Here is a 21,762-nt window from a genome sequence, read left to right on the forward strand (position 1 = left end):
GACGACGTGTACCGGTTCCTGCTGACGCCCCGCTGGTGGGGGATCAACGTCTTCGTGCTGCTGGCCATCCCCTTCTGCCTGTTCATGGGGTCGTGGCAGCTGAGCCGGTTCGAGTCGCGGGTGGACGGCCATCGCGAGGCGAAGGCGCAGGCCGCCGCGGCCCGCACCGAGGCGGCCCGTCCGCTGGCCGAGCTGCTCCCCGTGGACCAGGAGACCTCCGGCAGGCAGGTCACCGCCCGCGGACGCTACGGCGACCAGCTGCTCGTGCCGGGCCGGGAGCTGGACGGCCGTGACGGCTTCTACGTGCTGACCCTGCTGCGCACCGACGCCGGAAAGGCGCTGCCCGTGGTGCGCGGCTGGCTGCCCGGCGCCGCCGACGCCGCGAAGGCCCCCGCCGCGCCCTCCGGCGAGGTCATCGTCACCGGCGCGCTGCAGGCCTCCGAGCAGCCCGGCGACAACGGGGTGAGCGCCCGGGGCGGTCTGCCGACCGGACAGACCGCCGCGATCAGCTCCGCGTCCCTGGTCAACCTGGTGCCCTACGACCTCTACGACGCCTGGATCACCCTGGACCGGGCCGACGCGCCGATGACGACGGTGCCGGTGAGCGCGGCCCCGAACAGCGGGCTCGACCTGAAGGCGTTCCAGAACCTGGGCTACACCGGCGAGTGGTTCGTCTTCGCCGGGTTCGTGGTGTTCATGTGGTTCCGGCTGCTGCGCCGCGAGGTGGAGTTCGCCCGGGACGCGGCCCTCGGGATCGTCCCCGAGGGGCTCGCCGGGCCGGCGGTTCAGGACGAGGCGAGCACACCCGTCCGGTAGATCGTCCCGACGCAGGCGTTCGGCACCGTCGCCTTGAGCGTGGGCGCACCGGCGCCGGTCGTGTAGGACACGACGACGCTGCCTTCGGCCGTGCCGGCCGTGCCGTCCTCGGGGAACAGCTGGGCCGCGGTGCCGGAGGTCGTCTCGCCGGTGGTGCCTGCCGGTTCGGAGGGGGTCGGCGAGGGGGACGCCGAGCCTCCGCCGTCACCGCCGGAGCCGCCCGTGGTGGGGCAGGTCTCGGAGGGCGCCCAGGCGAACTTCACCTCGTAGGCGGAGCCGGGCGCGAGGGTGAGCTGCGGAACGTACAGGGAGGGGTCGGGCAGGCCGGCCGCCGCGTCCCCGGAAGCGTGCTCCACCACGGTGATCCTGGCCGCGTCGGCCGCGCCCTGGACGTCGAACGACAGGGCGACGGCGCCGCGGACGCTGCAGCCGGCGGCGGAGGAGTTCTGCACCCGGAAGGCGCCGTACACGATGCCCGCCGCGTCGGGGACGGCGACGGTGGGTGCGCCGCCGTCGAGCTGGTCCGGCGTGCAGGGGGGCGCGGTCACCGGGGCCGAGAAGGTGGGCCCGGCGCCGCTGGAGGCGGTGCCGCCCGCGGACGCCTTGCCCTGGCCGGAGTCGGTGGTGCCGCCCTTGTCCTGTTCACCGGCGCCGCCGGAGGAGTCGCCGACCTTGCCCGAGGAGCCGCCGTCGGGGTTCTTGCCCTGATCCGCGCCCCCCTGCGCCTGTGAGGCCTGGCCGGCGATGGAAGGGTTGGCATCGGAGCCGACCGCGTTCGAGACGTGGAGCACGGCGGGGACTGCGGTGCCGAGGAAGAGGGCGGCGGCCGCCATGCCGACGGCCGCCTGCCGCTTACGGGCCCGGCGGACGGGGACGGCTCGCCGCAGGTGGTCCAGGGCGCCGTCGCGCGGCTCCATCTCCTGGACGACGTCGTGGAGCATCCGGCGCAGTGCCAGCTCGTCCGAGTCGAGCCCTTCGGGGCCCTGGTCGTCGAGGTGGTGGTTCACGGTTGAGTTCCCAGCGTGCGATGGCTTCGGCTCGGGTGTGCGCGGCGGTGCCGTCGGCTGCCGCCGCGCTGTGGTCTCGTCGGGTTGGTGGCCGTCGTGGCTCCCGTGGGAGCCACGCTCTTCGGCTTCCCCGCTCACGCCGGCTCCTCCATGGCTATGCGCAGCGCGGCGATGCCGCGTGAGCCGTACGCCTTGACCGAGCCCAGCGAGATGCCGAGGGTCTCGGCGACCTGCGCCTCCGTCATGTCCGCGAAGTAGCGCAGCACCAGGACCTCGCGCTGACGGCGCTGCAGGCCCTTCATCGCCTTGATGAGCGAGTCGCGCTCCAGCTGGTCGTAGGCGCCCTCCTCCGCGCTGGCCATGTCCGGCATCGGCTTGGACAGCAGCTTCAGGCCGAGGATGCGGCGGCGCAGCGCGGAGCGGGAGAGGTTGACGACCGTCTGGCGGAGGTAGGCGAGGGTCTTCTCGGGTTCGCGGACGCGCTTGCGTGCGGAGTGGACCCGGATGAAGGCCTCCTGGACGACGTCCTCGCAGGAGGCGGTGTCGTCGAGGAGGAGTGCGGCGAGACCGAGCAGCGAGCGGTAGTGGGCCCGGTAGGTCTCGGTGAGGTGGTCGACGGTGGTGCCGACGGCCTTCGCTCCCTCGACCTCTTCCACGCCGTCGCGCTGACCGGGGACGCGGGTGGGCCGCGCTGCGGGCACGGGCGCGATCACCGGCATGCCGCCGGCCGTGCCGGACGCACGCGGGCGGAGGACGCCGAGCGGCGGCCGCAGGGCCGCGCCGCGGGGCGCCATGGGGATTTCGAGTACCTCTGCCACGCCAGTTGGACGCACATCCCCCCTGAGGGGTTGTACGCGTCCGGCGTCACGTTCGCGTCGGCCACGGTCACGCGTACCCGTCTCATGTGTCCCGCTCTTCCCCTGTGTCCCATAGGAACGGGCGTCCCCACGCCCGGACCACCCCGCCCCGTACGCCCCACCGCGACCGGGACGCTGTGATCGTTCACACGTCTGCGCACCCCTGAGGGTGCCGGCAAAGACGCTCCCCGCCCTGCGCACGGTTGCGGAGAGCGGGGAGAAAATCTTCGGATGCGCGAGGTGCCCGATACAAGTGGTCCGGACCGTCGACCGGCTCACATTGCTTGAAAGATCCTACAATTGCGCGCGGCCCCGGCCGGCACCCGCGCCTCGGGCCGGCTCCGCCGCCTCAGGACAGCTCGGCCGCGAGCAGCTCCGCGATCTGGGCGGTGTTCAGCGCGGCTCCCTTGCGCAGGTTGTCGCCGCACACGAACAGCTCCAGCGCCGTCGGGTCGTCGAGGGCCCGACGCACCCGGCCCACCCAGGTGGGGTCGGTGCCGACCACGTCGGCGGGGGTGGGGAACTCGCCCGCCGCCGGGTTGTCGAAGAGGACGACGCCGGGGGCCGTCGCGATGATCTCGCGGGCGCCGTCGACGGTGACCTCGTCCTGGAAGCGGGCGTGGACGGTGACCGAGTGCCCGGTGACGACCGGGACGCGGACGCAGGTCACGGCCACCGGCAGCCTGGGCAGGCCGAGGATCTTGCGGGTCTCGTCCCGCACCTTCATCTCCTCGGAGGACCAGCCGTCCGCGCGCAGCGACCCCGCCCACGGGACGACGTTCAGCGCCACCGGCTCGGGGAACGGCCCGGTGCTGTCGCCGACGGCCCGCCGCACGTCGCCCGGGTGGGTGCCCAGCTCGGTGCCGGCGACCATCGTGATCTGCTGCCGCAGCGTCTCCACCCCGGCCCGGCCGGCCCCGCTGACCGCCTGGTACGAGGACACCACCAGCTCACGCAGCCCGTACTCGGCGTGCAGCGCGCCGAGGGCGACGATCATCGACAGGGTGGTGCAGTTGGGGTTGGCGACGATCCCGCGTGGCCGGCCCCGCACCGCGTGCGCGTTGACCTCGGGCACCACCAGCGGCACGTCCGGGTCCATCCGGAAGGCGCCGGAGTTGTCCACCACGACCACGCCCCGGGCGGCGGCGACCGGCGCCCACCGCGCCGCGACCTCGTCGGGCACGTCGAACATCGCGACGTCGACCCCGTCGAAGACCTCCTCCGACAGGGCCAGCACCTCGACCTCCTCGCCGCGCACGGCCAGCTTGCGGCCGGCCGAGCGCGCCGAGGCGACGAGTCTGATCTCACCCCAGACGTCGGCCCGCTGGGACAGGATCCGCAGCATGACCGTGCCGACCGCCCCGGTCGCCCCCACGACCGCGAGCGTCGGTCGGCGCGTTGCCGAGATCAACGCCCGGTGCCCCCGTAGACGACGGCCTCGTCGCTGTCGGAGTCGAGCCCGAAGGCGCTGTGCACGGCGCGCACGGCCTCGTTGACGTCGTCGGCGCGGGTCACGACCGAGATGCGGATCTCGGAGGTCGAGATGAGCTCGATGTTGACGCCCGCGTCGGACAGGGCCGTGAAGAAGTCGGCCGTGACGCCCGGGTTCGTCTTCATCCCCGCGCCGACCAGGGAGATCTTGCCGATCTGGTCGTCGTAGCGCAGCGAGTCGAAGCCGATGCCGGACTTGTTCTTCTCCAGGGCGTCGATGGCCTTGCGGCCCTCGGCCTTGGGCAGCGTGAAGGAGATGTCCGTCAGGCCGGTGGAGGCCGCGGACACGTTCTGCACGATCATGTCGATGTTGATCTCGGCGTCGGAGATCGTGCGGAAGATCGCGGCGGCCTCGCCCGGCTTGTCCGGCACGCCGACGACCGTGACCTTGGCCTCGGAGGTGTCGTGCGCGACACCGGAGATGATGGCCTGCTCCACCGGCTTGTCCCCTTGCTCGATCGGTGCACTGCTGACCCACGTGCCCTCGTGCCCGCTGAAGGACGAGCGGACGTGGATCGGGATGTTGTAGCGGCGGGCGTACTCCACACAGCGGTGGAGCAGCACCTTGGAGCCGGAGGCCGCGAGCTCCAGCATGTCCTCGAAGGCGATCCAGTCGATCTTGCGGGCCTTCTTCACCACGCGCGGGTCGGCGGTGAACACGCCGTCCACGTCGGTGTAGATCTCGCAGACCTCGGCGTCGAGCGCGGCGGCGAGGGCGACGGCCGTCGTGTCGGACCCGCCGCGCCCGAGCGTGGTGATGTCCTTCTTGTCCTGGCTGACGCCCTGGAACCCGGCGACGATGGCGATGTTGCCCTCGTCCAGCGCGGTCCGGATGCGGCCCGGCGTGACGTCGATGATCCGGGCTTTGTTGTGGACCGAGTCGGTGATGACGCCTGCCTGGCTGCCGGTGAACGACTGGGCGCTGTGGCCCAGGTTCTTGATCGCCATGGCCAGCAGGGCCATGGAGATCCGCTCTCCGGCGGTCAGCAGCATGTCGAATTCCCGGCCGCTGGGCATCGGTGACACCTGCTCGGCGAGATCGATCAGCTCGTCCGTCGTGTCGCCCATCGCGGAAACGACGACGACCACCTGGTGGCCGTTCTTCTTCGCTTCCACGATCCGCTTGGCGACGCGCTTGATGCCCTCGGCATCGGCTACGGAGGAGCCTCCGTACTTCTGCACGACAAGGCCCACGTGCGCTCCTCGCTCAGTTTGTCTCTTTCCGCACATACGCCCTTGTACTGCGGTCGGCTCAGTCTAACGAGCGCCCGAAATCCACCTCCGGGGTACCGCATGGTGAGATGCCGACGCGCTCTGGTGGTCCCTGCCCACTCTCGCGCCGGTGATAGCTGTGAATTAAGTTTCAAGGACTAATGTGCGAGCGTGCACGTACTTCTGGTGGAAGACGACGAGCCGGTCGCCGAATCGCTCCGACGCGGGCTGAAGCGGTACGGCTTCGCGGTCGACTGGGTGAGCACCGGCGCCGCCGCCCTCGCCCACCCCGGCCCCTACGACGTGGTCCTGCTGGACCTGGGGCTGCCCGACACCGACGGCCTCGACGTCTGCAAGGCGCTGCGCGAGCGCGGCGGCGTGCCGATCATCGTGATCAGCGCCCGCAGCGACGAGACGGACCGGGTGGTCGGCCTCGAGCTGGGCGCTGACGACTACGTGTCCAAGCCGTTCGGGGTGCGCGAGGTCATCGCCCGGATACGCGCGGTGATGCGGCGCGTGCAGCCGCGCACGGCCGCCGGCGCCCCGGCCGACCGCTATGGGGCACGCCTCACCATCGACCGCAAGGCGGCCCGCGTCCACGTGGACGGCGCGGAGATCGCGCTCGCGCCGAAGGAGTACGACCTGCTCGCCTTCCTCACCGAGGAGCCGGGCGCGCTGATGTCGCGGGAACAGATCATGGAAGCGGTCTGGGACGCGAACTGGTTCGGCCCGACGAAGACGCTGGACGTGCACGTGGCGGCCCTGCGGCGGAAGCTCGCCGGCGTCGTCGCCATCGCGGCGGTGCGCGGGGTCGGCTTCCGGCTGGAGATCGTCGAGGACGCCGAGTCCGCATGAACCGCCAGCTCATCCGCAGCTACATCCTGCTGGTCGCGGTCGCCATCCTGCTGTTCACGGTGCCGGTCGCCTTCACGCTCACCAAGCAGCTGCGCGACGACACCGAGCTCTCCGTCATGCGCGAGGCCAACACCATGGCGCTGCTGCTGGGCAACGGCGACCGCATCTCGTGCAAGGCGCTGACCGAGGTGGCCGAGGCGTACGGCGAGGGGACCCCCGGCCACGTCCAGGTGACCCCCACCCGCAGCTGCGCCCCGGACCTGCCCGGGCCCGCCGCGGGCCCCGCACTGACCAGGGCCGTGCGGGAGAACAAGCCGACCACGGACTGGGGCTCGGACTTCATCTGGGGCGACCAGCTGACGGTCACCGTGCCCGCCCAGGGCGAGGCGGCCGTGCGGATCGTCTACTCCACCTCGGACATGACCCGGCGGCTGTGGAGCATCTGGGGCTTTCGCGCGGGGCTCGCCGTCCTCGTGCTCGGAGCGGCGGCCGCGATCGGCGCGTACGCCGCCCGCCGGATCACCGCGCCGCTGCGCGCGCTCAACTCGATGGCGAGCAGGTTCAGCGACGGCGACCTCACCGCGCGCTCTCCGGTCACGGGCCCGCCGGAGACGCAGACGCTGGCGCGCACCCTCAACCAGGGCGCGGAACGCCTGGACACCCTGGTCGCCTCGCAGCGCATCTTCGTCGCGGACGCCTCGCACCAGCTGCGGACCCCGCTCACCGCGCTGCGGCTGTCGCTGGACAACATCGCGGACGGGGTGGACGACGAGTTCGTCCGCGAGGACGTGGAGCAGGCCACGGCGGAGGTGGTCCGCATGAGCCGGCTGGTGAACGGCCTGCTGGTGCTGGCCCGCGCCGAGGCCAAGGTGACGGCGGCGGAGCCGCTGCCGCTGAAGGACATCGTGGCCGAACGGCTGACGGTGTGGAGACCGGCCGCCGACGAGCGCGGAGTGACCATCGCGCTCAGGGGGAGTGGTGTCGACGGCCGGCCGTCTGTGCTGGCCAGCCCCGGTCATCTGGAACAGGTGCTGGACAACGTGCTCTCGAACGCCCTGGAGGTGTCGCCGGACGGCGGGCGGATCACCGTCCGGCTGGAGTCCGCGGCGGGCGAGGTGGTCATGTCCGTGGCGGACGAGGGTCCGGGCATGTCGGACGCGGAGAAGTCCCGTGCCTTCGACCGCTTCTGGCGCGGTCAGGGCCTCACCGGGCGCTCCGGGTCCGGGCTGGGCCTCGCCGTCGTCAGACAACTGGTGACGGACGACGGCGGGACGGTGCGCCTCGAGGACGCCCCCGGGGGCGGTCTGCGTGTGTGCTTCACGCTCCGTGCCGCCCCGCGGGCGGGGTGAACCGGGGCGGTCAGCTCTCGGGCATCGCCGACGAGTGGTGGTTGACGATCAGCCACTTGCCGCCGCGCTTCTCGTACTCGTAGGTGTAACGGGCCTGGACGACGTTCTTCTTGCCGGTGGCCGGGTCGGTGAGCGTGAACTGGTACACGCCGCTGTCGAGGGCGGAGTTGCCGTCGAGGACGTTGATGTGCGTCTCGATCTTCTTGCCGACCGGCTTGTTGTGGAGGAAGTGCTCCATGTAGTCGACGATGCCGGCGCGGTCGGTGCGGACCTTGTTGGAGAGGGTGGGCAGCAGGACCGCGTCCTTGGCGTAGCGGTCGGCCACGGTCTTCGGGTCACGGGTCTGCAGCGCGGCGTTCCAGCCGTCGAACAGGGCGGCGATCTGCTTCTTGCTGGGCTTCGAGGGCTTCTCGGAGCCGGCCGAACTGACTCCGACCGACACCGTGGCCGCGGTGACGACGGCAGTGGCGGTGACGAGGGCGGCGCGTATGCGGGTCTTGCGGGTCATCGCAACTCCTGTGCGGCTTGGTGCTGTTGGATGACTCAAGATTCGCGTCCGGCCGGTTAGGGCCGGTGCAGCCGCCGTACAGGGGAGGTTTAAGACCCTCCCAATTCTCGGCCGCCGGCGGCCGGACGGCCCGCGGCGGGCTGCGCTACGGTCGCCGCATGAAGGTTCTGCGGTATGTGGCGTTCAGCGCCGACCCGGCCGGCGGCAACCCCGCCGGCGTGGTGCTCGACGCCACCGGCATCGACGAGAAGACCATGCTGGCGACGGCGGCCGAAGTCGGCTACTCGGAAACGGCGTTCGCCGTGCCGTGCGACGAAGGCGGCCTGTTCGTCCGGTACTTCAGCCCACTCGCCGAAGTGCCGTTCTGCGGCCACGCGACGATCGCCACGGCGGTCGCCCACGCCGAGCGGCACGGGCCGGGTTCGCTGGTCCTGCACACGGGTGTCGGGACGGTCCCCGTCACCACCGCCGTGGCCGACGACGGCAGCACGGTGGCGACCCTGGTGAGCGTCGCCCCGCACACGGAGCCCCTGGCCGACGACGATCTGACGGCACTGCTGGCGGCACTGCGCTGGTCCGCCGACGAGCTCGACCCGGCCCTGCCGCCCCGCGTGGCCTACGCCGGGGCCCGGCATCCGGTCGTCGCCGCGGCCGACCGCGGCCGGCTGGCCGACCTCGACTACGACATGCCCGCCCTGTCCGCCCTCATGGCCCGCCGGGAGTGGACCACCGTCGACCTGGTGTGGCGGGAGTCCCCCACCGTCTTCCACGCCCGCAACCCGTTCCCGCCCGGCGGGATCGTCGAGGACCCGGCCACCGGCGCGGCGGCCGCCGCCCTCGGCGGGTATCTGCGGGAGCTCGGGCTCGTCTCACCGCCACAGACCCTGACGATCCACCAGGGCGTCGACATGGGCCGCCCGAGCACCCTCACGGTGTCCGTGCCCGACGGGCGGGACACGGGGATCGGCGTCACGGGGACGGCCGTGTCCCTCTGACCGGCCCGTCCCCGGAGCCCTGGGCGTACCCGGGCCGCAGCGGCTCACGGCACTGGAAGTGCCCTGAAGATCTTGAAATCACGCCCGGCTCGCACCGGTTCGTGACGATCGACATCTACCGGCGATCCGGGGCGAGCCGGGCGACCGGAGCAAGATCTTCATTCAACTTCTAGGTGCGGGGCCGTACGCCGAGCTGTCCGCCGATCTCCTCGGCCATCACCCGGCCCGCCTCGAACTCCAGGGTCTCGTCGCCCAGCGGGGACTGGTCGGTGTCGAGGCCGTCCAGCTCTTCCAGGGGCTGGTCCAGGCGGATGTGGGCGAGGACCGAGTGCAGGGCGCGCAGCGTCGCCGACGCCGTGGAGCCCCAGTTGGAGAAGTAGGAGAACTGCCACCACCACAGGGCCTCGGTGATGCGGCCCGCGCGGTAGTGGACCATGCCGTGGCGCAGGTCGGCGATCACGTCCGCGAGGTCGTCGGAGATCCGGGCCGGCACGGGCGCCTTGCGGGGCTCGTAGGGGTCGAAGACCTCGGAGTAGACGTCGACCGGGTCCAGCAGGCGGGCCAGGTTCTCGCGGAGCTCGTCGGCGTCCGGTTCGAAGCCCGGGTCGGGCTCGTAGCGCTCGTCGGGGACGATGTCCTCGTGGGCGCCGAGACGGCCGCCGGCCAGCAGGAGCTGGGAGACCTCCAGGAGGAGGAAGGGGACCGCCGAGCCCGGTTCGTCGCCCTTGGCCACCTCGGTGACCGCTACCAGGAAACTCTCCACCTGGTCCGCGATCTGGACCGCGAAGTCGTCCGGGTTCGGGCCGGTCGCGTGCAGCGTGGCGTCAGACATCTAGGAGTCGTCTCCCCTCGAAGGCGCGGCCGAGGGTGACCTCGTCCGCGTATTCCAGGTCGCCACCCACCGGGAGGCCGCTGGCCAGGCGGGTGACCTTCAGGCCCATGGGCTTGATCATGCGGGCGAGGTACGTGGCGGTGGCCTCGCCCTCCAGGTTCGGGTCGGTGGCCAGGATCAGCTCCGTGACCGTGCCGTCCGCCAGCCGCCCGAGGAGTTCCCTTATCCGCAGGTCGTCGGGGCCGACCCCCTCGATCGGGCTGATCGCGCCGCCCAGGACGTGGTATTTGCCGCGGAACTCGCGCGTGCGCTCGATCGCGACGACGTCCTTCGGCTCCTCCACGACGCAGATGCAGGTCGGATCGCGGCGCGGGTCGCGGCAGATGCCGCACAGCTCCTCCTGCGCCACGTTGCCGCAGGTCGCGCAGAAGCGGACCTTCGCCTTGACCTCCAGGAGGGCGTGCGCGAGGCGCCGTACGTCCGTCGGCTCCGCCTGCAGGATGTGGAAGGCGATCCGCTGCGCGCTCTTGGGACCGACGCCGGGCAGCCGCCCGAGCTCGTCGATGAGGTCCTGGACCACGCCTTCGTACAACGGACTGCCGTCCTTCCTGGGGTTCCTTGCGGTACGTACGGTAGTCGGCCGAGGCCGGTCCGCGTAAGGCGGACCGGCCCTAGAAAGGCAGACCCGGAATGCCGCTGCCGCCGCCCAGGCCCTGGGCCAGCGGGCCGAGCTTCTGCTGCTGCAGGGTCTGCGCGTTGTCGTTGGCCGCCTGGACGGCCGCGACGATCAGGTCGGCGAGGGTCTCGGTGTCCTCCGGGTCGACCGCCTTCGGGTCGATCTTCAGCCCGCGCAGCTCGCCGGAGCCGGTCACCGTGGCCTTCACCAGTCCGCCGCCCGCCTGCCCGTCGACCTCCGTGTTCGCCAGCTCCTCCTGGGCGCGGGCCAGGTCCTGCTGCATCTTCTGGGCCTGCTGGAGCAGCTGCTGCATGTTGGGCTGGCCACCACCGGGAATCACGATCAACTCCTGTGTTCTACGACTGTCGGGCGCGTCCTCGAACGGTTTTTTGCCGCTCGGCACGAGCCTACGTGGTCTGTGCGGGTGTCGCCCCAGCACTCTTTCGAGTGAGTTGTGCGGGAGTCCTATACCTGATCAAGGCCCACTTCCAGGCGTCAAAGAGACGAAACCTTCCTCTTCGCCACCCATTGGGAGGTAGGAAAGGTCCGGCGCATCAGTGCCGGGCATCAGGCACGTCGCGGGCGTCACGCAACGTGAGCGGCCGGATCGGCCGGATCGGTCGGGATCGGCCGGATCAGTCGGGATCGGGAGGGAGTGCGGGTGGCTCAGCAGCCGGAGATGCAGCCCGAAGGACCGCCTCAGGACGGGCGGGGCGAGGGCGGCGCGGCCGGGCTGCGGCCGGGCGACCTGACCGGACGGGCGTTCCCCCTGGGGGACTGGGGCGAGCCCGCCGAGCGGCTGGACGAGCTGTACCGGTGGGTGGAGCGGGGAGCGCTGGAGACGGCCGCCTGGTACCTCGCCGACCGGGTGTGGAAGCGGCGGGGCGCGCGGGCCCTGCGTACGGGCGCGGCCGCCGGGGCGGTGTGCGGGGCCGCGCTGCCGCTGCTGGACCTGACCCGGGTGACGGACGGCGTGGCGCCCTGGGGGTATCTGGCGCTGCTGCTGGCGGTGGCGTGCCTGGCGGTGGACCGGTTCTTCGGGGTGACCTCGGGCTGGATGCGGGACGTCGCCACCGCGCAGGCCGTGCAGCGCAGGCTGCAGGTGCTGCAGTTCGAATGGGCCTCGGAGAGCGTCCGGGAGGTGCTGGGCCCGGCCGAGGGCACGGCGAGCGAGGCGGCCGAGCGGTGTCTGGCGGTGCTGCGCCGGTTCTCCGAGGACGTCGCCGACCTGGTGCGAGCGGAGACGGCCGACTGGATGGTGGAGTTCCGCACCGGTCCCGCGCCCCTGGGCATCCAGACGGCGGTCGCCATGGGCGGACGGGTGGACGCGGGCGGCGGCCCGGGCAGGTTCCCCTCGCCGCCGGGAGCGAACGCCCGGCCGAACATGCCCCGCCAACGGCCGCCGGAGCCCCGCTGACACCGGCGGCGCTCTCGAGGGCCCGTCCGCCCATGGCGACCGTCGGGGCGGCGTCGCTCCCGGCCACGCGCCTCGAGCCGGGCAGCGCGCCTCAATCCCGGCCGCGCGCTCATGCCCGGCCGCGCGTCTTCTCTCAGCCGCGGGTGTACGTCAGCTTCTCCCCGGTGCCGGTGTTGACGCGCTGCAGGCTGCCGTCGGGGAGGAGGGTGACCTCCGAGGCGGCGCCGGGGGTGCAGGAGGAGAGGGGCCGGCCTGCGGTGACCTTGGACGGGCCGATCCGCAGCGGGCCGTCCTCGCCGGGACGCCCGGCGAGGGTGGCGCTGAACTCGCAGTGGTAGGAGTCGCCGTCGGCGGCGAGGACGAGCACCGTGTCCCCCACCTCGCCCTGCGAGATGGTCAGCCGGCGCTTGTTGGTGCCGGTGTCGTTCCTGATCGTGGCGGTCCAGTCGCCGAGGTAGGCCGCCGGGACCTCCCCGCTCCGCGACGGGGACGGGGAGGCGGACGTGGAGGGGGACGACGACGGGTCGGCCTCCGGCGAGGAACCCGCGGTGCGGGAGGCCGAGGTGCTGGGCGACGGGCCCGCGGCGCTGTCGTCGTCGCCGTTCATGAACGCGTACACCGAGCCGCCTGCGGCGACCGCGACCACCAGGGCGACCAGGACGAGCAGGACCGTCGCCCGGCGGCTGCGGCCCGGCGGGTCCTGCGGGCCGACGGGTTCGTCCGGCCCGTAAGCGGCGTACGGCGGAGCACCGCCGGGGCCGCCGCCGTCCGCCGCGTACGGGTTGTAGGGGGCCGGCACGCCCGGCGTCGGATGGTGGCCGTAACCGGGGGCGGAGGGCGCCTGCTGCGGATGCCGGGGCGGGAAGCCGTACGCCGGGTGGGCCGGGGCGGGGCCCGCTTGGGACGGGTGCGTCTGCTGCGGCACGCCGCCGGGACCCGCGACCAGCGTGGGCCGGTGGTCCGGCGCGAGCGCGTCGCCGCGCGGCCCGGAGTGCTGGGGCGCGGCCTCGGACGGAGCGGTGGGGCTCCACCGGGCGGTGTCCGCCGAGGTGTCCGCGCCCTCCGGGTCCTCCACCTCCAGCAGCCGTACGGCGTGCCGGCCGAGCTGGGCCACCAGGGCGCCGGGCAGCCACGGGTCGCGGGAGCGGCCGTCGGAGACGGTGTCGTCGACGCCGGTGAGCTCCAGGACCCTCTCGAGGGAGGGACGGGCCCCCGGGTCCTTGCGCAGACAGCCGCGGACCAGGTCGGCGATGCCCTCGGGGACGCCCGCGAGGTCGGGCTCGTTCTCCGCGATGCGGAACATCAGGGCCGGCACACCGCTGTCGGCGGAGCCGAACGGCAGGGCGCCGGTGGCGGCGTAGGTGATGACCGAGCCGAGGCAGAAGACGTCGCTGGCGGGCGTGACCGGGGCGCCCCGCAGCTGTTCGGGGGCCATGAAGCCGGGCGAGCCGATCACCGCGCCGGTCTGGGTCAGCCGGCTGTCGCCGGTCACGCTCTCCAGCGCCCGCGCGACGCCGAAGTCGATGACGCGCGGCCCCTCGATGGTCACCATCACGTTGGACGGCTTGAGGTCGCGGTGGACGATGCCGGCCGCGTGGATGTTGGTGAGCGCGTGCGCGAGCCCGGCGGCGAGGATGCGCACCGACCGTTCGGGCAGCGGGCCGTGGTCGTGGCTCACGACCTGCTGGAGGCTCGGCCCGGCGACATAGCCGGTGGCGACCCAGGGAACGGCGGCCTCGGTGTCGGCGTCGAGGACGGGCGCGGTCCAGAATCCGCCGACCCGCTGCGCGTTGCGCACCTCCTGCCGGAACCGCGCCCGGAACTCCTCGCGCGCCGCCAGTTCCGGCCGCACCAGCTTCACGGCGACCGTCCGCCCGCGGTCCGAGCGGGCGAGGTACACCTGCCCCATGCCGCCCGCACCCAGCCGCGCGAGCAGCCGGTAACCGCCGATGCGCTGCGGGTCCCCCTGGCCCAGCTTCTCCATCGCGGCGCCGCCTTTCCCGCACATGTGTGATCGAGACATGTGCAATCCAGCCGAGAATAATCCGGCCGTTCGGGGAGTTGTGCGGCGCGATGTCTACGGTTGCGTAACGGGCTGCTCCAGTGCGTCCCGCACCTGGGACAGGCGTTCCAGGACGTGTACGGCCTCGGCGAGCTCGCCCCTCCGTACGCCTTCGCCGGCCCGCCGGCCGGCGCAGGCCGCGTGCCCGGGTTCGACGCGGGCGACCGCGGCCCGCGCTTCGCCGTCCCCCTCCCCCACGCCCGACAACCTGTCGCGGAATCGCCCCGCCCACCGAACAGGACGCCGATACCGCTTCCGCATCGCGGACATTTACGCTCACTGACATGACCCCTCAGACCGACCCCCGGGCCGGCGCCGCCGTCAAGGCCGCCGACCGCGCGCACGTCTTCCACTCCTGGTCCGCCCAGGAGCTCATCGACCCGCTCGCCGTGGCCGGCGCCGAGGGGTCGTACTTCTGGGACTACGACGGCAACCGGTACCTCGACCTCACCAGCGGGCTCGTCTACACGAACATCGGCTACCAGCACCCGAAGGTCGTCGCCGCGATACAGGAGCAGGCCGCACGCCTGACCACCTTCGCCCCCGCCTTCGCGATCGAGGCCCGCTCCGAGGCGGCCCGGCTGATCGCCGAGCGCACCCCCGGCGACCTGGACAAGATCTTCTTCACCAACGGCGGGGCCGACGCCGTCGAGCACGCCGTGCGCATGGCCCGGCTGCACACCGGCCGCGCCAAGGTGCTCTCCGCCTACCGCTCCTACCACGGCGGCACCCAGCAGGCCGTGAACCTCACCGGCGACCCGCGCCGCTGGGCCTCCGACACCGCCACGGCCGGCGTCGTGCACTTCTGGGCGCCCTTCCTCTACCGCTCCCGCTTCTACGCCGAGACCGAGGAGCAGGAGACCGCGCGCGCCCTCGAACACCTCGAGACGACGATCGCCTTCGAGGGGCCGGCGACCATCGCCGCGATCATCCTCGAGACGATCCCGGGCACCGCCGGGATCATGGTCCCGCCGCCCGGCTACCTCGCGGGCGTCCGCGAGATCTGCGACCGGCACGGGATCGTCTTCGTCCTCGACGAGGTCATGGCCGGGTTCGGACGCACCGGGGAGTGGTTCGCGGCCGACCTGTCCGGCGTCGTGCCCGACCTGATGACCTTCGCCAAGGGCGTGAACTCCGGATACGTGCCGCTCGGCGGAGTGGCCATCTCCGGCGCCGTGGCGGAGACCTTCGGCAAGCGGCCCTACCCGGGCGGCCTGACGTACTCGGGGCATCCGCTGGCCTGCGCGGCCGCCGTCGCGACGATCGAGGTCATGGCGGAGGAGGGCGTCGTCGAGAACGCGAAGCGCCTCGGCGCCTCCCTCGTCGAGCCGGGGCTGCGGGCACTGGCCGAGCGGCACCCGAGCGTCGGCGAGGTGCGCGGGGTCGGCATGTTCTGGGCGGTCGAACTGGTGAAGAACCGCGAGACCCGCGAACCGCTGGTGCCGTACAACGCGGCCGGCGAGGCCAACGCGGCCATGGCGGCGTTCGGCGCGGCGGCCAGGAAGGCCGGCGTGTGGCCGTTCGTGAACATGAACCGCACGCATTTCGTGCCGCCGCTCAACGTCTGCGAGTCGGAGGTCAAGGAAGGCCTCGCGGCCCTCGACACGGCGCTCTCGGCGGCCGACGAGTTCACCGAGTAGGCCCGGCCGGCGACCCGCCCCCGGGGCCGCTTCCCCGAATCCCGCCGGTTTCCCGACGCTCTCCGGCGGGACCCGGGCGGGATTCCGTCGGGATTCCCTCGAAGGGGGCTCGATTTCATCGAACGCGTAAGCTGGCGTGCTCGTACATAGCGAAGAGCACGCCATTCTTCCGCCCCCGACGAGGAGACGCCTCGACCATGCCCGGCAGCACCGGCAACGGCGCAGTGACGCGCAGCACCCTGCGCCAGCAGATCGCCGACGCGCTTCGCGACGAGGTGCTGTCGGGACGGCTCCAGCCCGGGCAGGAGTTCACGGTGAAGGAGATCGCCGAGCAGTACGGCGTCTCCGCCACCCCCGTCCGCGAGGCCCTCGTCGACCTCTCGGCACAAGGTCTCCTCGACGCCGACCAGCACCGGGGCTTCCGGGTCCACGAGTTCTCCGTCGAGGACTACCGCGGCATGATCGAGGCGCGCAACCTGATCATCGAGGGCATGTTCATCGCCCTCGACGGCGGCCGCCAGGACCAGCGCGACTTCGACGAGCCGCGGACCGCGGCCGCCATCGCCGGGGTGCGCCGCCGCGGCGAGGAGGCGCAGCGCGCCGCCGCCGCGGGCGACCTCACCGTCCTCATCGGCTACGACCTGCGCTTCTGGCGCGAGCTGAGCGCCTTCTTCGGCAACCCCTACCTCGCCGACTTCCTGCACCGGCTGCGCGTGCAGTCCTGGGTGTGCACGGTGCAGCACCTGCGCCGGCTGAGCGATCTGCGCGGCTTCCTGTGGTCCGGCCACACCGAACTCGTCGACGCCCTGTACCGCCGAGACACCGCCGCCGCCCGCAGGATGCTCGCCGCGTACAACACCGAGTCCATCACCCTGATCGAGCGGCTGGCCGCGGGATGAGCCGGGCGGACGCCCCTGCCGCGCACGCCCCCACCGCGCCGTCCGCCGCCCCGGCCGTCGAGCTGTCCGTCGTCGTCCCCGCCTACAACGAGGAGCGACGGCTCGGCCCCACCCTGGACGCGGTCGGCCGCCACCTGGACGCCCCCGGGAGCCCCTGCGGCAGCTGGGAGATCGTGGTCGCCGACGACGGCTCCACCGACGCCACCCGCGAACTCGTCACCGTCCGCCGCGACCCGCGCGTCCGGCTCGTCACCGGCTCCGGCACCGGCCGCCGGGGCAAGGGCCACGCCCTGCGCCTGGGCGTCGCCGCCAGCCGGGGCCGCCGGGTGCTGGTCACGGACGCCGACCTCGCCACCCCCGTCGAGGAGCTGGCCCGCCTGGAGAAGGCCCTCGCCGACGGGCACGCGGCGGCGATCGGCTCGCGGGCCGTCCCCGGCGCCACCCTCGGCAGCCGCCAGCACCGGATGCGCGAACTCCTCGGCGCGGCCGGCAACCTGCTGATACGCCGGACGACGCTGCCCGGGACGCACGACACCCAGTGCGGGTTCAAGCTCTTCGACGGCGACAAGGCGCGCACCGCCTTCGCCGCCTCCCGCCTCGACGGCTGGGCCATCGACGTGGAGGTGCTGCGCCACTTCCGGCGGGCGGACTGGCCGGTCGCCGAGGTGCCCGTGCACTGGTCCCACCAGCCCGGCTCGAAGGTCCGCCCGGCGGACTACCTCCGCTTCCTGCGCGACCTGGTCCGGCTGCGACTCCCCGTACCGAGACCCGCCGACGTCCTGGCGGCCGTCCTCTTCCTCGCGCTGGCGGTCACACTCTTCTCCGGACGCTTCTTCGACCCGGCGCAGCGCTATCTCACCGACTCCCTGCAGGACCAGAACCAGTGGGAGTGGTTCTTCGCGGTGACCGCCGACAACGTCGCCCACCTGCGCAACCCCCTGTTCACCGACCTCCAGGGCTTCCCCGGCGGCGTGAACCTGATGGCCAACACGGCGATGCCGGGCCTGTCGGTGCCGCTCACACCCGTGACCCTGCTGTTCGGGCCCGCCGTCACGCTCAGCCTGGTGATGACGCTCGGTCTGACCGCCACCGCCGTCGCCTGGTACCGGCTGATCGTGCGGCGGCTCGTGGCGCAGCGGGCGGCCGCCTTCACCGGAGCCGCGCTGGCCGCGTTCGCCCCGCCGATGGTCAGCCACGCCAACGCCCACCCGAACTTCGTCGTGCTCTTCATGATCCCGCCGATCATCGAGCGCGCCCTGCGGCTGACGGCCGGACGGCGGACCACCCGCGACGCGGTCGCCCTCGGCCTGCTGACGGCCTACCAGTTCTTCCTGGGCCAGGAGTCGTTGCTGCTCGCCGCCCTGGGCATGTTCCTGTTCGCCGTGGCCTACGGCGCCGTGCGCCCCGAAGTGGCGCGCACGGCGGCCCGCCCGCTGCTGAACGGCCTCGCGATCGCCGCAGCCGTCTGTCTGCCGCTCGTCCTCTATCCGCTGGCCTGGCAGTTCTCCGGGCCGCAGAGCTACACGAGCGTCGACCACGGCTCCGCGCCCGGAGTCACCAACTCCGTGCGGTCGCTGGTCTCGTTCGCCGAGCGCTCGCTGATCGCGGGCGACGCCGACCGCGCCGACGCGCTCTCCCTGAACCCCACCGAGCAGAACGCCTTCTACGGCTGGCCGCTGGTCCTGCTCGCGTTCGCGATCGCCGCGCTGCTGTGGCGGCGGCCCGCGGTCAAGGCGCTGGCCTGCACGGCGCTGGCCGCGGCGGTGCTGTCCCTCGGCGCCCGGGTCGCCGTGCCCCTCACCGGCGTCACCGTGCCCGGCCCCTGGGCCCCGCTGGCCGGCCTCCCGCTCTTCGAGTCGGTCATCGAGAGCCGGGTCGCGCTGGTCTGCGCCCCGGCGCTCGGCATGCTGCTCGCCCTGGCCGTCGACCGGCTGGCCCACGCCCGCCGGCTCGGCACCCAGTACGCCGGGCTGCTGGCCGTCTGCGTCGCCCTGCTCCCCCTCGTCCCGGCGCCGCTGAGGTCCGAGCCGCGCGCCGAGACGCCCGCCTTCTTCGCGGACGGCGTCTGGAAGGCCTACGTCCGGCCCGGCGAGACGCTGGTCCCGGTGCCGCTCGCCGAACCGGAGGACGCCGAGGCCCTGCACTGGCAGACGGCGTCCGGCCTCGGCTTCCGGATGCCCGGCGGCTACTTCAACGGCCCTTACGGGGACGGCGACCGTACCGGCGTCTACGGCGTCCCGCTGCGCTTCACGGCGAGTCTGCTGCGCGACGTGCGCCAGACCGGCGTGGTGCCGGTGATCGACGCCCAGGCCCGCGCCGAGGCCCGCGAGGACTTCGCGTACTGGCGGGCGGGCGTACTGGTGCTGGTCCCTCGGCGCCACGCGGACCGGCTGCGTGAGACCGTGGACGAACTGGTCGGCCGGCCCGGGAGGCGGGTGGCCGGAGTGTGGGTATGGGATCTGCACGAGGGGAGCTGACGCGTGCCGCACCGACTAGTCTTCCCTGACCGGTCAACGTACTGAGTGAGGAGCTCTCTTTGGCCTGTGACCTGTGGCTGGTGCCGCTCGTCGACGTGTTGTGCCACACCCCCGACAACCCCTTCGCGGACGAACTCGCCCAGTACAACAAGGTGCTGGCGGAGGCGGGACTCCCGCCGGTGCCGGTGTACCAGTACATGCCGGGACTGTCCGGGGAGGTCGCCCCGGTCGCGGGCTTCGACTACGACGCCCTGCACTTCCTGCGCCGCGCCTACCTGCTCCAGGTGTGCCAGCTGCCGGTGACTCCGGTGGACGAGCTGGGCGGCGACTACGAGCAGCTGCTGGAGATGTTCCAGGGGACGGCCCAGCAGTCCCACCTGGTCTGGCACTACGACCACGCGGGCGCGTACGTCCCCGTGGACTTCCCGCAGCCGCTGTCGAACGACGAACTCCTCGCGGGCGGCGGCCCCCTGGGCTCCGCCCAGTCGCTGCTGCGGGAACTGGAGTTCGTGGCCCCGTCCATCGGCATCGATCCGGCCAACCCTCCGGCGGCCCCCCAGCCGCCCGCCGGCCCCACGGAGTTGGAGGAGCCGGCTGTCCCGGCGCCGTACGATCCCAGCCCCTTCGCACGTGAGCGGCACGTCTGGCTCGGGCTGCACGCGGCGGCGACGCGGAGTCTGGCGCAGGGGTCGATGATCGTCTTCAGCTGAGCCGGCCGCGGTCCGTCAGCGGCCGAGCTGGGACAGTCCCCTCTGCACGTCCTCCATGTTCATCACCGGTGTGTAGGCGATCTCGGCCCCGAGGTTGAGGAAGAACGGCTCGCTGAGCACGGGCATCTGGGCGCTGTCCTGCATGTCGAAGAACACGTAGGCGGTGCGCTTGCCGTGGTCGGTGGTGAAGTAGGCCGCCTCGGGCTTGATCTGCTCCATCGACTCCTCGATGAGCTTGGCCAGGGTCCCGCTCCGGATGGCCTCGTTCGCCTTCTCCGTGTCCATGGACGCCTTGAGCATCACGCGCATCGCAGTCACCTTCCTCTGATCGGCACACACGGATGTCACCCTCAGAGTAGTCCCGTATGGGGCATTTCTCCCTGCCTGTCCCCGGGGAGAGCGACGAGGAGGACGTGAGCCGAGACGTCCACCCGCCACCGACGGACGGACGCCCGGCCTCGGTCACCGCCGGTGCGGCGGACCGGTCCCGGGCGGCACCGCGGACAGACCACGGGCCGGTCGAGGATGTCCTGACCGGCCCGGGCCGACTACCGCCGACGGTGCTCTTCGCCGCCGCCGGCGGTGCTGTTCGCCGCTGCTACAGGAACGAGTTGATCTCGATCGTCTCGTCCCGGCCCGGGCCGACGCCGATAGCGGAGATCGGGGCGCCGGACATCTCCTCCAGCGCCTTCACGTACGCCTGGGCGTTCTTCGGCAGGTCGGAGAACGACTTCGCCTTGGTGATGTCCTCGGACCAGCCGGGGAGCGTCTCGTAGATCGGCTTCGCGTGGTGGAAGTCGCTCTGCGAGTACGGCAGTTCCTCGACGCGCCTGCCGTCGATCTCGTACGCCACGCACACCGGGATCTGCTCCCAGCCGGTCAGGACGTCGAGCTTGGTCAGGAAGAAGTCCGTCAGGCCGTTCACGCGGGTCGCGTAGCGGGCGATGACCGCGTCGAACCAGCCGCAGCGGCGGTCGCGGCCGGTGGTCACACCCCGCTCGCCGCCGATACGGCGCAGCGCCTCGCCGTCCTCGTCGAGCAGCTCGGTCGGGAAGGGGCCCGCGCCGACGCGGGTCGTGTAGGCCTTCAGGATGCCGATGACCCGGCTGATCTTCGTCGGGCCCACGCCGGCGCCGGTGCAGGCGCCGCCCGCGGTCGGGTTGGACGAGGTGACGAAGGGGTACGTGCCGTGGTCGATGTCGAGGAGCGTGCCCTGACCGCCCTCGAAGAGGACGACCTTGTCGTTCTCCAGCGCCTGGTTGAGGACGAGGACCGTGTCGGTGACGTACGGAGCGAGCTTCTCCGCGTAGCCGAGCAGTTCCTCGACGACCTGGTCGACGGCGATCGCACGACGGTTGTACAGCTTGGTGAGCAGCTGGTTCTTGGCGTCGAGCGCCGCCTCCACCTTCTGCATCAGGATGGACTCGTCGTACAGGTCCTGGACCCGGATGCCGACCCGGTTGATCTTGTCGGCATAAGTCGGACCGATCCCGCGCCCGGTGGTGCCGATCTTGCGCTTTCCGAGGAAGCGTTCGGTCACCTTGTCGACAGTCACGTTGTACGGAGTGATGATGTGCGCGTTGCCGCTGATCAGCAGCTTCGACGTGTCGACGCCGCGCTCGTTCAGACCGCTCAGCTCGGAGAGCAGGACCGACGGGTCGACGACGACACCGTTACCGATGACCGGCGTACAGCCGGGAGACAGGATTCCGGAAGGGAGCAGGTGGAGTGCGTACTTCTGGTCGCCCACGACGACCGTGTGGCCGGCGTTGTTGCCACCCTGGTAACGCACCACGTAATCCACCGAGCCACCGAGCAGGTCGGTGGCCTTTCCCTTGCCTTCGTCACCCCACTGAGCACCGAGCAGCACAAGTGCGGGCACGCGCGTACACCCCTTCCGGGTGGGGCATGTCCAAGGTCGGAGGCGTACGTGGTGGATCGTTCCACCACGTTCACCGC

General features: G+C 72.2%; 21 protein-coding genes. 9 read left to right on the forward strand and 12 right to left on the reverse strand.

Features of this window, described 5'->3' with window-relative positions; all coding sequences use genetic code 11:
• Nucleotides 1-6 precede the first annotated feature (6 nt).
• A complete protein-coding gene (locus C6376_RS08160; RefSeq protein WP_173985600.1) occupies nt 7-816 on the forward strand; it encodes an SURF1 family protein in 810 nt (269 codons plus the stop codon).
• Here the strand turns inward: C6376_RS08160 and C6376_RS08165 are convergent.
• The 4 genes from C6376_RS08165 to C6376_RS08180 form a co-directional block, all read right to left on the reverse strand.
• On the reverse strand, nt 786-1,823 hold the full coding sequence (locus C6376_RS08165) for a hypothetical protein (protein WP_107442802.1): 1,038 nt from the start codon (nt 1,821-1,823) through the stop codon (nt 786-788). The genes C6376_RS08160 and C6376_RS08165 overlap by 31 nt on opposite strands.
• A 134-nt stretch (nt 1,824-1,957) precedes the next feature.
• Entirely contained in the window at nt 1,958-2,617 is a 660-nt protein-coding gene (locus C6376_RS08170; protein WP_107442803.1) for a SigE family RNA polymerase sigma factor, read from the reverse strand.
• Nucleotides 2,618-3,029: 412 nt separating this feature from the next.
• Nucleotides 3,030-4,088: an aspartate-semialdehyde dehydrogenase gene (locus C6376_RS08175; protein WP_173985870.1), complete on the reverse strand. Its 1,059-nt coding sequence runs from the start codon at nt 4,086-4,088 to the stop codon at nt 3,030-3,032.
• Entirely contained in the window at nt 4,088-5,365 is a 1,278-nt protein-coding gene (locus tag C6376_RS08180) for an aspartate kinase (RefSeq protein WP_107442805.1), read from the reverse strand. Before C6376_RS08180 ends, C6376_RS08175 begins: the two co-directional genes overlap by 1 nt.
• A gap of 189 nt (nt 5,366-5,554) precedes the next feature.
• Here C6376_RS08180 and C6376_RS08185 point away from each other — a divergent pair, with 189 nt between their 5' ends.
• Together C6376_RS08185 and C6376_RS08190 are read left to right on the forward strand one after the other, a co-directional pair.
• Nucleotides 5,555-6,238: a response regulator transcription factor gene (locus C6376_RS08185; protein ID WP_107442806.1), complete on the forward strand. Its 684-nt coding sequence runs from the start codon at nt 5,555-5,557 to the stop codon at nt 6,236-6,238.
• A complete protein-coding gene (locus tag C6376_RS08190) occupies nt 6,235-7,587 on the forward strand; it encodes a HAMP domain-containing sensor histidine kinase (protein ID WP_107442807.1) in 1,353 nt (450 codons plus the stop codon). The genes C6376_RS08185 and C6376_RS08190 overlap by 4 nt, the downstream gene beginning before the upstream one ends.
• 10 nt (nt 7,588-7,597) lie before the next feature.
• Here the strand turns inward: C6376_RS08190 and C6376_RS08195 are convergent, their stop codons facing one another.
• Nucleotides 7,598-8,095: an SgcJ/EcaC family oxidoreductase gene (locus C6376_RS08195; protein ID WP_107442808.1), complete on the reverse strand. Its 498-nt coding sequence runs from the start codon at nt 8,093-8,095 to the stop codon at nt 7,598-7,600.
• 158 nt (nt 8,096-8,253) lie between these two features.
• Here C6376_RS08195 and C6376_RS08200 point away from each other — a divergent pair, with 158 nt between their 5' ends.
• Nucleotides 8,254-9,090: a PhzF family phenazine biosynthesis protein gene (locus C6376_RS08200; RefSeq protein WP_107442809.1), complete on the forward strand. Its 837-nt coding sequence runs from the start codon at nt 8,254-8,256 to the stop codon at nt 9,088-9,090.
• A gap of 169 nt (nt 9,091-9,259) precedes the next feature.
• On the opposite strand, the gene C6376_RS08205 is transcribed toward C6376_RS08200, so the two are convergent.
• From C6376_RS08205 to C6376_RS08215, 3 genes are all read right to left on the reverse strand, one after another.
• On the reverse strand, nt 9,260-9,922 hold the full coding sequence (locus tag C6376_RS08205) for a DUF5063 domain-containing protein (RefSeq protein ID WP_107442810.1): 663 nt from the start codon (nt 9,920-9,922) through the stop codon (nt 9,260-9,262).
• A complete protein-coding gene (gene recR / locus C6376_RS08210) occupies nt 9,915-10,514 on the reverse strand; it encodes a recombination mediator RecR (RefSeq protein ID WP_107442811.1) in 600 nt (199 codons plus the stop codon). The genes C6376_RS08205 and recR overlap by 8 nt, the downstream gene beginning before the upstream one ends.
• 79 nt (nt 10,515-10,593) lie before the next feature.
• Entirely contained in the window at nt 10,594-10,938 is a 345-nt protein-coding gene (locus tag C6376_RS08215; protein WP_107442812.1) for a YbaB/EbfC family nucleoid-associated protein, read from the reverse strand.
• Between the two features lie 339 nt (nt 10,939-11,277).
• Between C6376_RS08215 and C6376_RS08220 the strand changes: the two genes are divergently transcribed.
• On the forward strand, nt 11,278-12,015 hold the full coding sequence (locus C6376_RS08220) for an SLATT domain-containing protein (RefSeq protein WP_107448844.1): 738 nt from the start codon (nt 11,278-11,280) through the stop codon (nt 12,013-12,015).
• Between the two features lie 133 nt (nt 12,016-12,148).
• Here C6376_RS08220 and C6376_RS08225 read toward each other — a convergent pair whose 3' ends face one another.
• On the reverse strand, nt 12,149-13,999 hold the full coding sequence (locus tag C6376_RS08225) for a serine/threonine-protein kinase (RefSeq protein WP_107442813.1): 1,851 nt from the start codon (nt 13,997-13,999) through the stop codon (nt 12,149-12,151).
• A gap of 93 nt (nt 14,000-14,092) precedes the next feature.
• Nucleotides 14,093-14,275, reverse strand: a complete 183-nt coding sequence (locus tag C6376_RS08230; RefSeq protein WP_107442814.1) for a hypothetical protein — start codon at nt 14,273-14,275, stop codon at nt 14,093-14,095.
• A gap of 86 nt (nt 14,276-14,361) precedes the next feature.
• Between C6376_RS08230 and C6376_RS08235 the strand changes: the two genes are divergently transcribed.
• The 4 genes from C6376_RS08235 to C6376_RS08250 all read left to right on the forward strand — a co-directional run bounded on the left by C6376_RS08235 (nt 14,362) and on the right by C6376_RS08250 (nt 19,803).
• Nucleotides 14,362-15,717 carry an aspartate aminotransferase family protein gene (locus C6376_RS08235; RefSeq protein WP_107442815.1) on the forward strand — a complete coding sequence of 452 codons (1,356 nt, stop codon included), beginning with the start codon at nt 14,362-14,364 and terminating at the stop codon, nt 15,715-15,717.
• A 197-nt stretch (nt 15,718-15,914) separates the two neighbouring features.
• Nucleotides 15,915-16,616, forward strand: a complete 702-nt coding sequence (locus tag C6376_RS08240) for a GntR family transcriptional regulator (RefSeq protein ID WP_107442816.1) — start codon at nt 15,915-15,917, stop codon at nt 16,614-16,616.
• Entirely contained in the window at nt 16,613-19,093 is a 2,481-nt protein-coding gene (locus C6376_RS08245; protein ID WP_107442817.1) for a dolichyl-phosphate beta-glucosyltransferase, read from the forward strand. Before C6376_RS08240 ends, C6376_RS08245 begins: the two co-directional genes overlap by 4 nt.
• A gap of 59 nt (nt 19,094-19,152) precedes the next feature.
• Nucleotides 19,153-19,803: a hypothetical protein gene (locus C6376_RS08250; protein WP_107442818.1), complete on the forward strand. Its 651-nt coding sequence runs from the start codon at nt 19,153-19,155 to the stop codon at nt 19,801-19,803.
• 15 nt (nt 19,804-19,818) lie between these two features.
• Here C6376_RS08250 and C6376_RS08255 read toward each other — a convergent pair whose 3' ends face one another.
• Together C6376_RS08255 and C6376_RS08260 are read right to left on the reverse strand one after the other, a co-directional pair.
• Nucleotides 19,819-20,112: a hypothetical protein gene (locus C6376_RS08255; RefSeq protein ID WP_107442819.1), complete on the reverse strand. Its 294-nt coding sequence runs from the start codon at nt 20,110-20,112 to the stop codon at nt 19,819-19,821.
• Nucleotides 20,113-20,401: 289 nt separating this feature from the next.
• Nucleotides 20,402-21,685, reverse strand: a complete 1,284-nt coding sequence (locus C6376_RS08260; RefSeq protein ID WP_107442820.1) for an adenylosuccinate synthase — start codon at nt 21,683-21,685, stop codon at nt 20,402-20,404.
• Nucleotides 21,686-21,762 lie beyond the last annotated feature (77 nt).

Source organism: Streptomyces sp. P3 (assembly GCF_003032475.1).
Taxonomy (GTDB): domain Bacteria; phylum Actinomycetota; class Actinomycetes; order Streptomycetales; family Streptomycetaceae; genus Streptomyces.

Bases quoted from the DNA above. Each gene is read 5' to 3' on its own strand.
- C6376_RS08170 (WP_107442803.1), bottom strand. From the start codon at position 2,617: ATGGCGCCCCGCGGCGCGGCCCTGCGGCCGCCGCTCGGCGTCCTCCGC.
- C6376_RS08190 (WP_107442807.1), top strand. From the start codon at position 6,235: ATGAACCGCCAGCTCATCCGCAGCTACATCCTGCTGGTCGCGGTCGCC.
- C6376_RS08195 (WP_107442808.1), bottom strand. From the start codon at position 8,095: ATGACCCGCAAGACCCGCATACGCGCCGCCCTCGTCACCGCCACTGCC.
- C6376_RS08200 (WP_107442809.1), top strand. From the start codon at position 8,254: ATGAAGGTTCTGCGGTATGTGGCGTTCAGCGCCGACCCGGCCGGCGGC.
- C6376_RS08205 (WP_107442810.1), bottom strand. From the start codon at position 9,922: ATGTCTGACGCCACGCTGCACGCGACCGGCCCGAACCCGGACGACTTC.
- C6376_RS08220 (WP_107448844.1), top strand. From the start codon at position 11,278: ATGCAGCCCGAAGGACCGCCTCAGGACGGGCGGGGCGAGGGCGGCGCG.
- C6376_RS08225 (WP_107442813.1), bottom strand. From the start codon at position 13,999: ATGGAGAAGCTGGGCCAGGGGGACCCGCAGCGCATCGGCGGTTACCGG.
- C6376_RS08235 (WP_107442815.1), top strand. From the start codon at position 14,362: ATGACCCCTCAGACCGACCCCCGGGCCGGCGCCGCCGTCAAGGCCGCC.
- C6376_RS08240 (WP_107442816.1), top strand. From the start codon at position 15,915: ATGCCCGGCAGCACCGGCAACGGCGCAGTGACGCGCAGCACCCTGCGC.
- C6376_RS08245 (WP_107442817.1), top strand. From the start codon at position 16,613: ATGAGCCGGGCGGACGCCCCTGCCGCGCACGCCCCCACCGCGCCGTCC.
- C6376_RS08255 (WP_107442819.1), bottom strand. From the start codon at position 20,112: ATGCGCGTGATGCTCAAGGCGTCCATGGACACGGAGAAGGCGAACGAG.